Here is a 13,120-nt window from a genome sequence, read left to right as displayed (position 1 = left end):
GGGAACGACCGCGCGCCATCCGGGTCAGGGGCTATCTGACGAGCTTATTGCCCCTTGCTGTCGCTGCTTGCGTCCGCACCCGGGGTGTTGGTCGTGTCGTTCATCGGTTTGGACATCGCCTTCGTGTGCTTCTTGTGATGCGTCGACTTGTGTGTCGTACCGGTAGCGGCAGGATTCTGCTCGACGCCCTGAGTCTGCGCCGGATACACGTCGCTTGCGCCGCCGGTCGCAGCGCCTGGACTCGTGCTGCTGCTGCCGCCGCCTGAACCCTGGGCGAGCGCGAGACCCGATGTAGCAAGCGTCACGCTCGCTAGTGCAGAAATGAAATAGTGTCGTGGCTTCATGGTTGGCTTTCCTCGTCATCGTCTGGATAGAAAAAACGGGCGGTGCGTGCTGAAAACCACCCGCGCGCTAGCCCTTAGCAGCGCACATGGTGTGCCACGCATGCGAGCGTCTGCCGCAGCGCAGGGGCATACGGCTTGCGCGCACGTTTGCGTCGCTGTGGGCCGAGCCTGCAATGAACCCCGCCGCACTCATGAACCCGATGCCGCTCGTCGTTACCTGGCCCGATTTCGCGGCGCGGCTGATCGGGGCGATCGTGGCGGGCGGGCTGATCGGCCTGACGACCCGCGCCGGCTCACCTGGCGCGGCGATGGCCCTTCGCCGATCCGCTCAGCAGGATTGCCGTCTTGACCACGGCCAGATGACTGAGCGCCTGCGGGAAATTGCCCGCCAGCCGCTGCGCCCCCACGTCATACTCTTCGGCGAGCAAACCGACGTCGTTGGCCACGGCCAGCACGCGCTCGAACTGGGCGATGGCCTCGTCCACGTCGCCGCGCAGGTAGAGACAGTCGGCCATCCAGCACGAGCACGCGAGGAAGGCGCCTTCGTCGGGCGCTTCGTCCCCGCCGAGCCGCCAGCGACGAATCAGGCCGCCTTCGCCAAGTTCGGCGCGAATCGCGTCGATGGTGGCCGACATGCGCGGCTCGTCGGCGCGCATGAAGCCCACGAGTGGCATGAGGAGCACGCTCGCATCGAGCGCCTCTTCGCCGTAACCGCGGACGAAGGCGCCGCGCCGCGCGTTCCAGCCGTGCTCGCAGACCTCCTCGTACAGGGCCTTGCGCATCTGCAGTGCGCGTTGCACCAGCGGGTCGCCTATGCCCGGGCCGTCTTCACACCAGTGTTTGATGAAGCGGTCGAGCGCCACCCACGCCATGACGCGCGAAAGCGTGTAGTGGCGCGCGTGGCCACGCGTCTCCCAGATTCCCGAGCCCGGCTTCCCGCCATGATCGAGCAGCCAGCCGATCAAGCGCGCTTCGAGTTCGGCCTCCTCCTGCGCCGCGACGATGCCGGCGCGCCGCGTGAGATAGAGGCAATCGAACGCCTCGCCGAACACATCCGGCTGATATTGCATACACGCCGCATTGCCGAAGCGCACGGGCCTCGCGCCCTGCCAGCCCGCCAGGGCGTCGACCTCGCGCTCGCGCGGCACGTGGCAGCCATCGACGCAATACATGACGTGAATGTGTCCGCGCACATGGCCGATCGTACGCAGCAGCCAGTCGCGCCAGGCGCGCGCTTCGTCGTGAAAGCCCGCTTCGAGCAACGCTTCCAGCGCGAAACTCGCGTCGCGCAGCCAGCAATAGCGATAGTCCCAGTTGAGTTCGCCGCCCGGCGCCTCCGGCAAAGACGTGGTGGGCGCGGCGACCATCGCGCCCGTCGGACGGTAGACCAGCGCGTAGAGCGTGAGGAGCGAGCGCCGCACCGCTTGCGGCCAGAGCGTTCGATCGTTGTCGAAGTGGTCGATCCAGCGGCGCCAGTGACGTTGCGTGTCGTGCAGCGCCGTGACGGCCGATGCGGGATCGACGCCCACGGCCTCGCCCGGGCATAGCGTGAAAACGAAGCGCTCGCCCGCGCGCACCGTGAACGCGGCTTCGAGCGCCTGCGCGTGGACACGCAACGGCACCTCCGCGCGCAACGTCATCGGGCCACACGCGGCGTGCACGGTCGCCGCGCCGCTTGCGTCTATCGTGTGTGGCGCAGCGTGCCCATCCGCGCGGCGCGGCTGCGCGATCATGTGCATATCCACACTGCCGTCCACGCCTTCGACGATGCGCATGATGCACGGTTCAGCGCTATCAGCCGCCATGAAGTCGATCACACGCGCGCTGCCGTGCGTGCCCTTCCAGGCGGTTTCGACCATGAGCGTGTCGCGCCGGTAGCTGCGGCTCGCGCGGCGCGCCGGATCGGCGGGTGCAAGGCGCCAGTGGCCATCCTCTTCGCGGCCGAGCAGCGCGGCAAAGCAGGGTTCGCTGTCGAAACGCGGCCAGCAGAGCCAGTCGATCGAGCCATCGCGAGCGAGCAGCGCCGCGCTGCGGCCATCGGCAAGCAATGCGTAATCTTCGATGAGGCGTGTTCGGGTCATGGACGATAGCGCTATCCGCGCACGAATGGGCGCGCTCGAATCCGTGCGAGCACTTCGGATTCCCGAAAGGTTTGCAAGCCCAATGAGGGCGCGTCCCTTTGCAATGGCTGCGCACACCGTCTTTTCGCGCTGCAGTCGGCCGCGCGCGAACTTGCATCGATTACGTGTAAGGCTTGAAACGCGTGCGCAGCCCACACCCGGCTTGCCAATGCGACGAATACACTCCAGGACATCTCGCAGCGTCGCGTGCGCGCAGCGTGAGCATCGAAGATCAAAGGGCGTCGTGCCACTGACGCATCACTACGAGCTTGCCGCGCAGGTGCCCCCCGGCGAGCCGCTCGAAGCCCCTTGGCGTGTCGTCGAAGTCGAAGCGCTCGACCACTTCGGCCTTCACCGCGCCCTTCTCGACGAGCTCGACGATATGGGCGAGCTGCGCGCCGTCCGCTCGCGCGGTGTAGCGCGTAGCGCGCGCGCCGTGGCGGCTCGCTTGCGCCTGCGAAGGTTCGCCCAGCGTCGAGACCATCGCCCCGCCGTTCTTGACGACCTGCCACGAGCGTTGCTGGGCTTCGCCGCCCACGAGGTCGAACACGAGGTCCACCTCGCCTGCCTCCTCTTCGAAGCGCTGCGCGTGATAGTCGATGACTTCGCTCGCGCCGAGCGCTAATAGCGCGTCGCGTTCGCTCGCCGAGGCCGTCGCGACGACGCGCGCGCCGCAATGGCGCGCGAACTGCACGGCGAAGCGCCCGACGCCGCCGCTCGCGCCTTGAATCAGCACGCGCTCGCCGCCTTGCAGCTTGCCGTGCTCGAACAAACCCTGCCACGCCGTGAGCGCGGCGAGCGGAATGGCGGCCGCCGCGTCCACGGCGCAGGTTGCAGGCGCGCCCGCCAGCGCGGTTGCGTCGACCACCACGTAATCGGCGAGCGCGCCAGACCCCTGGCCCACGAACGCGCAGACGCGCGCGCCTTGCGGCCATGCCTGTGCGCCCTCGCCCCTGCTCACCACCACGCCCGTCACGTCGCGGCCCAGCGTATACGGCAAATCGACTTCCGTAACGAGCGGATAGCGGCCTTGCAGCGTCTTGAGATCGACGGGATTGAGCGCGGCAGCCTGCACTTCGATCAGCACTTCTCCATGCGCGGGCTCGGGCACGCTCAGGCTTTCCTGGCGCAACGACTCCACGCCGCCAAAGCGCGGCACGCGCCACGCGAGCATCGTCTCGGGAATGTCAGCGTCCATCGATGGCTCCTTGTGCGCCCATCACTTCTTGCCCGGAATGACGCTCGCCATCACCTGGCGCGCCGTGTTCGCAATCACGCCGCCCTCGTCCGGGTCGCCTTCCATGAGCGCGCGCGCGAAATGGCGCGCCTGCTCGATCGTCACATGCGGCGGCAGCGGCGGCACGTCGGGATCGGTCTTCACTTCGAGCACCACGGGGCGCGGCGATGCGAGCGCCTGGTCCCAGGCGTCGCCCAGCTGCTCCGCGTTGTCCACGTAGATGCCCGTGAGCCCCACCAGTTCCGCAAAACGGTGATACGGCACGTTGGGAATGTCCTGCGAGGCTTCGAATTTCGCGTCGCCCTGCATCACGCGCTGCTCCCAGGTCACCTGATTCAGGTCCTCGTTGTTGAACACGCAACAGATCCAGCGCGGGCTCGCCCATTGGCGCCAGTACTTCGCCACGGTCACGAGTTCGGCCATGTTGTTCATCTGCATGGCGCCGTCGCCCACGAGCGCGATCACGGGCCGTTCGGGATGCGCGAACTTCGCCGCGATGGCATAGGGAACGGCCGCCCCCATCGAGGCGAGACCGCCCGACAGCGAACACATCATGCCGCGCCGGATCTTGAGGTCGCGCGCATACCAGTTCGCGCACGAACCCGAGTCGCTCGTGACGATCGCGCCATCGGGCAGACGCGGCGACAGCTCGGTCACCACGCGCTGCGGGTTCACCTTGCCGCTCGTCGCCGCGTGCGCGCGATCCTCGAGTACGCGCTGCCAGCGCTCGCCAGCATGGATGAGGCGGTTGCGCCAGCTTCCGGCGTTCTTCTGCTCGAGCAGCGGCAAGAGCGCGCGCAGCGTGGCCGCGCTGTCGCCCACGAGGCTCACCTCCATCGGATAGCGCACGCTGAGCATGCCCGCGTCGATGTCGATCTGCACCGCGCGTGCGTCGCCTTCCTTCGGCAGGAATTCCGAATACGGGAAGCCGGAGCCAATCATCAGCAAGGTGTCGCAAGAGGACATCATCTCGTCGGTCGGCTTGGTGCCGAGCAGGCCGATGCTGCCCGTCACCCAGGGAATGTCGTCGGGCACCACGGCTTTGCCGAGCAACGCTTTGGCAACGCCCGCGTGCAGGCGCTCGGCCACGGCGAGCACCTCGTCGCCGGCGTGCATCGCGCCCGCGCCGACGAGTATCGCCACCCGGTGGCCCGCGTTGAGCACCTCGGCCGCGTGCTTGAGGTCGGCCTCGCGCGGCACCACTTCGGGTGCGCTATAGCCCACGCCGGAATGCGCCGTGCCGTGCTTGCGCGCGGGCGGCTCATATTCGAGTTCCTGCAAGTCGTTGGGCAGCACCATGGCCGTGACCGTGCGCCGCGAGAGTGCGATGCGCACTGCGCGGTCCACCACGTGGCGTACCTGCGCAGGCACGCTGGGCTGCTGCACGTAGGCGCCCGCGACGTCCTTGAACATCGAGACGAGGTCGACTTCCTGCTGATAATGCGCGCCGAGCGCGGCGCGCGCCTGCTGGCCCGCAATGGCCAGCACGGGCATGTGGTCGAGCCGCGCGTCATAGAGCCCCGTGAGCAGGTGCGCCGCGCCCGGCCCCGACGTGGCAATGCACACGCCCAACTCGCCCGTGAACTTGGCGTGGGCGCTCGCCATGAAGGCGGCCATTTCCTCGTGGCGCGCCTGCACGAATTCGATCTTGCCCTGCGCGCGCTGCAGCGCGCCGAACATGCCGTTGATGCCGTCGCCGGGATAGCCGTAGATGCGTCGCACGCCCCATTCGTGCAGCCGCTCGATGATGAAGTCGCTCACCGTAGTCGTCGCCATGTGCCGTTCTCCTTACGGATAGTCCGAGTCGTTTGCCGTGTTGGCGTTACCCGCGCAAACGCCGAACCTGGCGCCGGGTGAGACTGGCGGCTTTTGCGCCTCGATGCGCGTCTTTTTTCGTTCGACACCCTCTGCATAGGCATAGCGATTGCTGCCTGCAGGGAGTTGCCCTTTTCGCGCAAATCGAATCCACCGGGAGCCGCATGAAAGCCTTCCCCCATTCAGCCGATTTCAACGGTGAGCCAGGAGCCGCGCATGGCTGAGCAAGAAGGCTCGGGCGGCGTGGGCGCCTGGTCGCGCACACACCGGGGCAAAGCGCGCCGCACGGATGCCGAAAAACCGAAAAACGGTGCGAACCGCAGTGAGATGAATGACAATCAGGGCCGCAAGCGACCCGGCAAGAAGCCGCTCATCGTGATCGGCATCGTGCTGCTCGTGATCGCCATTGGCGCGCTTGTCTGGTGGTTCGTCACGCGCAACGAGGTCAGCACCGACGACGCCTATACCGACGGCAACGCCATCACCATCGCCCCGAAGGTATCGGGCTATGTGACGCAACTCAACGTCGACGACAACGTCTACGTGCACAAGGGCGACCTGATGGTCGAGATCGACCGGCGCGACTACGCGGCCCAGGTCGACCAGGCGCGCGCGCAACTCGGCCTCGCGAAGGCCCAGTTGCTTTCCGCGCAAGCGCAGCTCGACATCGCGCGCGTGCAGTACCCCGCGCAGTACGACCAGGCGCGGGCGCAGATCGAAACAGCCAGCGCGAACTACGCGCGCGCGCAGGCCGACTACGAACGCCAGCACGGCGTCGATCCCCGCGCAACCACGCAACAGAACATCGACACGGCCAACGACCAGCAGCGCGTGTCGCATGCCGGCGTCATGAGCGCCCGTGCCCAACTGAAGACGGCGAGCCTCGTGCCGCAGCAGATCCGCCAGGCCGTGGCCGCCGTGGAGGCGCGCCGCGAAGAGGTGGCGCAGGCCGAGGCGCAGCTCGACACGGCGGAACTGAACCTCGCCTGGTGCGACATGCGCGCGCCCTCCGATGGCTGGGTCACGCGCCGCAATGTGCAGTACGGCACGTTCTTGCAGGCGGGTACGTCGCTTTTTTCCATCGTCACGCCGCAAATGTGGATCACCGCCAATTTCAAGGAGTCCCAACTCACGCGCATGCGCCCGGGCGACAAGGTCAAGATCAGCGTGGACGCCTACCCGAAGCTCGAATTACGCGGCCACGTGGACAGCATCCAGCTCGGCAGCGGCTCGCGCTTTTCGGCGTTCCCCGCCGAGAACGCGACGGGCAATTTCGTCAAGATCGTGCAGCGCGTGCCGGTGAAGATCGTGATCGACAGCGGCTTGCCGGGGAACCGGCCGCTGCCGCTGGGGCTTTCGGTCGAGCCTACGGTGTATCTGGCGGACTGAGGGCGCGGCCATGAGCGATTCGCAGAGCAACTGGCGCCCCGCCGGCAACCCCTGGCTCATCGCGATCGCGGTCACGCTCGCCGCGTTCATGGAAGTGCTCGACACGACCATCGTGAACGTCGCGCTGCCCCATATCGCCGGCACGATGTCGGCGAGCTACGACGAGGCCACCTGGGTGCTGACGTCCTACCTCGTCGCCAATGGCATCGTGCTGCCCATCTCGGCGTTCTTCGCCCGCGTGCTCGGCCGCAAGCGCTATTTCATGCTCTGCATCGTCGCGTTCACGGTGTGCTCTTTCCTGTGCGGCGTCGCCACGAGCCTCGGCCAGCTCGTGATCTTCCGCGTGGCGCAAGGCTTCTTTGGCGGCGGCCTGCAGCCGAACCAGCAGTCCATCATCCTCGACACCTTCGAACCCAGCCAGCGCGGCCGCGCGTTTTCGATCTCCGCCGTCGCCATCGTCGTCGCCCCTGTGCTCGGCCCGACGCTGGGCGGCTGGATCACCGACCACGTCTCATGGCGCTGGGTCTTCCTGCTCAACGTGCCGGTCGGCATTCTCACGACCCTCGCCGTGTTCCAGCTCGTGGAAGACCCGCCATGGGTCAAACGCGAGACACACCAACGCATGAACTGGCGCACGGTCGACTTCTGGGGCATCGGGCTCATCGCCCTGGGTCTCGGCTGCCTGCAGGTCACGCTCGATCGCGGCGAGGACGACGACTGGTTCTCGTCGCCGTTCATCGTCACCTTCGCCGTGCTCGCGGTGCTCGGCATCGTGGGGGCAACCTTGCGCCTTATCTACGCGAAGCATCCCGTCGTGGATCTGCGCTGCCTGCGCGACCGCAATTTCGCGCTGGGCTGCTGCATGATCGCCGCGTTCGCCGCCGTGCTCTATGGCAGCGCCGTGATCATTCCGCAGCTCGCACAGCAGCAGCTCGGCTACACCGCCACGCTCGCGGGCCTCGTGCTGTCACCGGGCGCGCTGCTCATCACGATGGAGATTCCCATCGTCAGCCGGTTGATGCCGCATATCCAGACGCGCATGCTCATCCTGACCGGCTTCATCATGCTCACCGTGGCGCTCATCTACGCGCGCACGCTCACGCCCGATATCGACTACCTCACGCTCGTGAAGCTGCGCAGCGCGCAGTCGCTCGCCATCGGATTCCTGTTCGTGCCTGTCACGACGCTCGCTTACCTGACCGTGCCGAAGGAGCTCAATAACGACGCCTCCGCACTGTTCACCATGTTCCGCAACGTGGCCGGCTCGATCGGCATTTCGGTCTCCACCGCGTTGATTCGCGAGCGCTCGCAGGCATGGATGGCGCATCTTTCGGCACATATGTCGCCGTTCTCGCAGAACTACCAGGACACACTCGCGCGCGAGGCGCAAACCGTCATGCAAAGCACCGGAGCGCCGCTCGCGCACGCCATGCAGACGGCGAACGGCCATCTCTACGAGACCTTCGTTTCGCAGGCCACCATCCTTGCCTATATCGACGTATTTGGCATACTCGCCTGCTTCTGCGCGGTGTTCGCGCCGCTCGCGCTGTTGTTCTCGCCCTCGAAAGCGGCGGGTTCAGGAGGCCATTGACATGCGAGCGCTCGCCGTCATTCTCGCCGCTTCACTGTGTGCCTGCACCGTAGGCCCCGACTTCCAGCCGCCGCAGGCCAACGCGCCCGCAGACTGGCATGCGACGCAACGCACGGCGAACGGACCGGGCGGCGCATCGACGCCCACCGTCGAATCGAATCCCGATCCGCAGTGGTGGCGCGGCTTCGGCGACCCCGCGCTCGACGCCCTGATCGAGCGCGCATTGAGCGACAACCCCGATCTGCAGATCGCGGTCGTGCGCATCGCGCAAGCACGCGAACGAACCCAGCAGGCCGCCGCACAAGGTCTGCCGAACGTGCGCGCGAGCGCGAGCTACAAGCGCGAACAACTGGGCGCGAAGGGCCTGCTCGAATCGGCGGGCGTCTACAACAAGGTCGATGCGCTCGGCGCGCCCAACTCGCCCATCAACCAGATCGCGCCGGGTGCGGGCCCAGGCGTGGAGCGCGGCGCGCAAAGCGCGCTCGACCGGCTCACCGCGCCCGTGGACCTGTGGCAAGCGGGCTTCGACGCGTCATGGGAACTCGACCTCTTCGGGCGCGTGCGACGCTCGGTCGAAGCCGCAAATGCGCAGGCCGATGTCGCGCTCGAGTCGCAACGCGATGCGCAGGTCTCGCTGGAAGCCGAAGTGGCCGAGACCTATCTGCAGCTGCGCGGCGCCCAGATGCTGCACGCGACGGCCCAGAACCTCGTCGCCGAGCAGCGCGAGACCGAGGACCTCGCGCGCAGCGCCGCGATGCACGGCCTCGAAAGCGAACTCGATGTAGCGCGCGCGCACGCCGAGCGTACGCAAACCGAGGCGCTGCTGCCGCAATACGATCAGCAGATCGCGCAGTCGCTCAACGCGCTCGCGGTGCTGGTAGGCGAAGCGCCAGGCGCGCTCGACACCGAACTCACGCCGCCCGGCATACTGCCCGGCACGCCGCCCGCAGTGCCGGTCGGGCTGCCCGCCACGCTCGCGCGCCGGCGCCCCGACATCCGCCGCGCCGAAGCTTCGCTGCACGCGGCCACGGCCAACGTGGGCGTGGCCGTGGCGCAGTTCTATCCGGACATCTCGCTCACCGGGCAGGTCGGCGCGCGCGCGACCTCGCCGCACGATCTCACGCACTGGGCGAACCTTTTCTGGTCGTGGGGGCCGAGCGTATCGCTGCCCGTCTTCCAGGGCGGCGCGCTCGTGTCGAACTTGAGGCTGTCGAAGCTCCAGCAGGTCGAAGCCGCGCTCGATTACCGCAAAACCGTGCTCGATGCGCTGCGCGACGTGAACAACGCGCTCGATGTGTATCGCACCGATCAGACGCGCCTCGTCTCGCTCGACGAGAGTGCGGCAGCCCAGCGCCACGCGTTCGATCTCGCACGCGAGAGCTATCGCAAGGGCATTATCTCGTTCATCGACGTGCTCGATGCGCAGCGCCAACTGAGCAGCGCCGAGCAGAACGCGCAGCAGGAGCAACTGCAGGTATGCACCGACCTCGTGGCGTTGTACAAGGCGCTGGGCGGCGGGTGGGAGCAAGCGGGGCCGATCGCCTCGTCCGCCCCTCCACCGCCGCGCTAATCGAGCAGCTTTGCCGCCATTCGCCGGCGCTTCTTGCGTTCGCGACGCAGCGTCGCGAGCGCGGCATCGGCCTTCGCACCGTCCGGGAAGATCTCGCGATGTTGCGCGAGCAGGTGTTCGCTCGCGACCGCATCGTTTAGCTTGCCGAAACGATCCTGAAGTTTCTTGAGCGACTTCATACCCCGGTTTTCGCGGCGCGGCAGTATCGATCCGAAGAACTCGAGCAGATAGCGCAGGCGCTTCGCCCCCTTGCGCACCTCGTGCCACGAGGCGTAATCGCGGCGTTTTGCGCTGCGCGCTCGCCGCATGCGCTTAGCCAGCGACCGGCGCGCCGCTCGCACGCGTTCGCGCGCGAGGCGCTTGAGCGGCGTGCGGCGCGGCGACGTGTTCAACGCGCGGTTCACCTCATGCAGCATGTCGCGCAGCGCGTGCTTGAGATCGGCGGCAGAGAGCGTCTGCCGGGCGTGCTCGCGCGCCGCTTGTCGTACCGGCGCAAGGTGCCCGTTCGCGAGTGCGCCGCCGTCCGTGCCGAGCAGCGCGACGGCAATATCCCAATCGCGCACCTCGCCCGCGGCCGACGCCGCACGCTTGAGAAACGCCCGCTGCGGCTCGATCCTCGCGCGCCCGAGCAGCGGCCGCCACGCCCACAACAGCGTGCGCAGCCGCCGCAACGCGACGCGCAGCTGGTGCATCGTTTCCGGCTCGGTGTCGAGCGCGGTGACACGCGCAAGCGCTTCCCTCACCAGCGGCTGCGCATAGCGCGAGAACTGCGATTGCGCGTCGCTGCGCGCGTTCTTCGATCGTGTAGCCGGCTTGTCCATTTGCTTGTGCCCTCCCGTTGACGCTCACGCCGGCACCGCCAGCGTCTGCGCCACGCGCGACCATACGCGATGCTGCCCTGCCGCTTCGATGAATTCCTTGAGCACGCGCTCGAGTTCGGCTTCATCGCCGTTCGCGACGCCGTCCGCGTGATCGGGCAACTGCGCGGCGGACAGCACGAGCCGCCCCGTATCGAGCGCGCCGATCGCCTTCAGATGCTTGAACGCTTCGAGCACGAAGTGACGCGCGTCGCCCGACTCGGCCAGTGCCTCCGTGGCCTTCTCGCCGCCGGGGACGAACACCGCGTCGAACATGACGGAGGGCATGCCGGTGATAGTCGCATCGGGCGCGAGATCGCCGATCGGCGCGAGCGTGGGCGCGATGACGAGCGCCGTTGCGCCCTCCAGCGCAAAGGCATCGCGCAGCCGCGTGAGCATGGCGGGGTCCGCGCCGGGCGCGGTGAGCAAGGCGATCTTGCGCGCCTTGATGCCGGGCTGCACGCGGTTGAGCAGGCTGAGCGCGGGCGAACTGGCCGTGCGCGGCTTGCCTGGTTTGGCGCCGGCTTTTGGTTTCGGCAAGCCGAGCGCCTGCGCCACGCTCGCAGCGAGGTCCGCGTCGATGTTCGCGAGAATGGCGTTGACCTGGCGTTCGCGTATTTCGGGCTTCGTGACCTTGCCCAGTTCGAAGGTATAGGCGGCCTTGATATGGTCCTTCTCCGGCTCCGACATGCTGTGGTAGAACATCGTGGCCTGCGAGAAGTGGTCCGCGAACGACTCGCTGCGCACGCGTATCTTCACGCCGTCCATGCGTTCCTGGTAGCTTTCGAAGCCGCCGTCCTTCGGCTGCGTTTCCTTCGGCCACCCGCCGCTCACCGAATTCGGTTCGTACGAAGCCTGGCCGACGTTGACGGTTTGCCGGTGCATCGCATCGCGCTGATTGTTCTGGTACGGGCAAACCGGCCGGTTGATCGGAATCTCGTGAAAGTTCGGGCCGCCAAGACGGCTGATCTGCGTATCGGTATAGGAGAACAAACGCCCTTGCAGCAACGGGTCGTTCGTGAAATCGATGCCCGGCACGATATGGCCGGGATGGAACGCGACCTGCTCCGTTTCCGCAAAGAAGTTGTCCGGATTGCGGTTGAGCGTCATCTTGCCGATGATCTTCACCGGCACTTCTTCTTCGGGCACGAGCTTGGTCGGGTCGAGCAGATCGAAATCGAAGCTGTGTTCGTCGCTCTCCTCGATGACCTGCACGCCCAGTTCGAACTCGGGATAGTCGCCGCGCTCGATCGCCTCCCACAAGTCGCGCCGATGAAAGTCGGGGTCCTTGCCAGCGATCTTCTGCGCTTCGTCCCACAGCAGCGAGTACGAGCCCAGCACGGGCCGCCAGTGCCACTTGATGAAGCGCGCGTGGCCCTTGGCATTGACGAAGCGAAACGTATGCACTCCGAACCCTTCCATGGTGCGCAGGCTGCGCGGGATCGCGCGGTCGGACATGGCCCAGATGACCGTGTGCGCGCTTTCCGGCACGAGCGAGACGAAGTCCCAGAACGTATCGTGGGCGGTGCCGCCCGTGGGCATTTCGTCGGGGGCCTCGGGCTTCACCGCATGCACGAAGTCGGGGAACTTGATCGCGTCCTGAATGAAGAACACGGGCACGTTGTTGCCCACCAGATCGAAATTGCCCTCGTCCGTGTAGAACTTGGTGGCGAAGCCGCGTATGTCGCGCACGGTGTCCGCCGAGCCGCGCGGCCCCTGCACTGTCGAAAATCGCACGTAGACAGGCGTTTCCTTCGCGGGGTCCTGCAAGAAGCCCGCGCGCGTGAGTTCGGCTTGCGACTCGTATACACGAAAAACCCCATGCGCAGCGGAACCGCGCGCGTGCACGATGCGCTCCGGAATCCGTTCGTGGTCGAAGTGCGTGATTTTCTCGCGCATGATGAAGTCTTCGAGCAGCGAAGGGCCGCGCGCACCTGAACGCAAGGTGTTCTGGTTATCGGCGATCTTCACGCCCTGGTTGGTGCGCAGCGCCTCGCCGTCCGCATGCGCGCGAAACGATTCGAGGCTCTGCGATTTCGCGTCGGTGGGCCGATGCTTGCCTTGAGGGCTTTTGTGTTTTGTCATGGGGTGGCTCCTGGTGAGTGTTCCGAATGGCTCGCCACAAGGTGAAGGCGAGCGACAACATCATCCGGAGCGCAAGCGATGTGCCCTCGCAATCGCGCCGGCGCACGCGCGC

At 66.8% G+C, this 13,120-nt stretch carries 9 protein-coding genes; 3 read left to right on the top strand and 6 right to left on the bottom strand.

The features are described from left to right. Positions 1-44 precede the first annotated feature (44 nt). The 4 genes from AB4Y36_RS17775 to AB4Y36_RS17760 all read right to left on the bottom strand — a co-directional run bounded on the left by AB4Y36_RS17775 (position 45) and on the right by AB4Y36_RS17760 (position 5,477). Positions 45-344, bottom strand: a complete 300-nt coding sequence (locus AB4Y36_RS17775; RefSeq protein WP_342948283.1) for a hypothetical protein — start codon at positions 342-344, stop codon at positions 45-47. Between the two features lie 293 nt (positions 345-637). After that, positions 638-2,425 (bottom strand): glycoside hydrolase family 15 protein, encoded by a 1,788-nt coding sequence (locus AB4Y36_RS17770; RefSeq protein ID WP_368683708.1) that lies wholly within the window; start codon positions 2,423-2,425, stop codon positions 638-640. 271 nt (positions 2,426-2,696) lie between these two features. Continuing rightward, the gene (locus tag AB4Y36_RS17765; RefSeq protein WP_368683707.1) at positions 2,697-3,662 is read right to left on the bottom strand and encodes an NADP-dependent oxidoreductase; all 966 of its coding nucleotides are present in this window, start codon (positions 3,660-3,662) and stop codon (positions 2,697-2,699) included. 21 nt (positions 3,663-3,683) lie between these two features. Continuing rightward, positions 3,684-5,477 (bottom strand): thiamine pyrophosphate-requiring protein, encoded by a 1,794-nt coding sequence (locus tag AB4Y36_RS17760; protein WP_368683706.1) that lies wholly within the window; start codon positions 5,475-5,477, stop codon positions 3,684-3,686. A gap of 255 nt (positions 5,478-5,732) precedes the next feature. Here AB4Y36_RS17760 and AB4Y36_RS17755 point away from each other — a divergent pair, with 255 nt between their 5' ends. From AB4Y36_RS17755 to AB4Y36_RS17745, 3 genes are read left to right on the top strand one after another with little or no spacing between them, the layout of a single operon-like run. Beyond that, the gene (locus AB4Y36_RS17755; RefSeq protein ID WP_368683705.1) at positions 5,733-6,905 is read left to right on the top strand and encodes an HlyD family secretion protein; all 1,173 of its coding nucleotides are present in this window, start codon (positions 5,733-5,735) and stop codon (positions 6,903-6,905) included. Positions 6,906-6,915: 10 nt separating this feature from the next. Beyond that, positions 6,916-8,496: a DHA2 family efflux MFS transporter permease subunit gene (locus AB4Y36_RS17750; RefSeq protein WP_342948285.1), complete on the top strand. Its 1,581-nt coding sequence runs from the start codon at positions 6,916-6,918 to the stop codon at positions 8,494-8,496. Between the two features lies 1 nt (position 8,497). After that, positions 8,498-10,066, top strand: a complete 1,569-nt coding sequence (locus AB4Y36_RS17745) for an efflux transporter outer membrane subunit (RefSeq protein ID WP_368683704.1) — start codon at positions 8,498-8,500, stop codon at positions 10,064-10,066. Here AB4Y36_RS17745 and AB4Y36_RS17740 read toward each other — a convergent pair. Further along, positions 10,063-10,887, bottom strand: a complete 825-nt coding sequence (locus tag AB4Y36_RS17740) for a CHAD domain-containing protein (protein WP_368683703.1) — start codon at positions 10,885-10,887, stop codon at positions 10,063-10,065. The genes AB4Y36_RS17745 and AB4Y36_RS17740 overlap by 4 nt on opposite strands. Positions 10,888-10,911: 24 nt before the next feature. Continuing rightward, positions 10,912-13,008 (bottom strand): catalase HPII, encoded by a 2,097-nt coding sequence (katE, locus tag AB4Y36_RS17735; RefSeq protein ID WP_368683702.1) that lies wholly within the window; start codon positions 13,006-13,008, stop codon positions 10,912-10,914. Positions 13,009-13,120: the final 112 nt, after the last annotated feature.

The organism is Paraburkholderia sp. BR10936 (genome assembly GCF_040965735.1).
Lineage (GTDB): Bacteria > Pseudomonadota > Gammaproteobacteria > Burkholderiales > Burkholderiaceae > Paraburkholderia > Paraburkholderia nodosa_A.
This window is presented reverse-complemented; position numbering and strand designations above follow the sequence as displayed.

What these genes read in the sequence shown, in the direction of transcription:
- AB4Y36_RS17775 (WP_342948283.1), bottom strand. Translation starts at nt 344, where the DNA reads ATGAAGCCACGACACTATTTCATTTCTGCACTAGCGAGCGTGACGCTT.
- AB4Y36_RS17770 (WP_368683708.1), bottom strand. Translation starts at nt 2,425, where the DNA reads ATGACCCGAACACGCCTCATCGAAGATTACGCATTGCTTGCCGATGGC.
- AB4Y36_RS17765 (WP_368683707.1), bottom strand. Translation starts at nt 3,662, where the DNA reads ATGGACGCTGACATTCCCGAGACGATGCTCGCGTGGCGCGTGCCGCGC.
- AB4Y36_RS17760 (WP_368683706.1), bottom strand. Translation starts at nt 5,477, where the DNA reads ATGGCGACGACTACGGTGAGCGACTTCATCATCGAGCGGCTGCACGAA.
- AB4Y36_RS17755 (WP_368683705.1), top strand. Translation starts at nt 5,733, where the DNA reads ATGGCTGAGCAAGAAGGCTCGGGCGGCGTGGGCGCCTGGTCGCGCACA.
- AB4Y36_RS17750 (WP_342948285.1), top strand. Translation starts at nt 6,916, where the DNA reads ATGAGCGATTCGCAGAGCAACTGGCGCCCCGCCGGCAACCCCTGGCTC.
- AB4Y36_RS17745 (WP_368683704.1), top strand. Translation starts at nt 8,498, where the DNA reads ATGCGAGCGCTCGCCGTCATTCTCGCCGCTTCACTGTGTGCCTGCACC.
- AB4Y36_RS17740 (WP_368683703.1), bottom strand. Translation starts at nt 10,887, where the DNA reads ATGGACAAGCCGGCTACACGATCGAAGAACGCGCGCAGCGACGCGCAA.
- katE (WP_368683702.1), bottom strand. Translation starts at nt 13,008, where the DNA reads ATGACAAAACACAAAAGCCCTCAAGGCAAGCATCGGCCCACCGACGCG.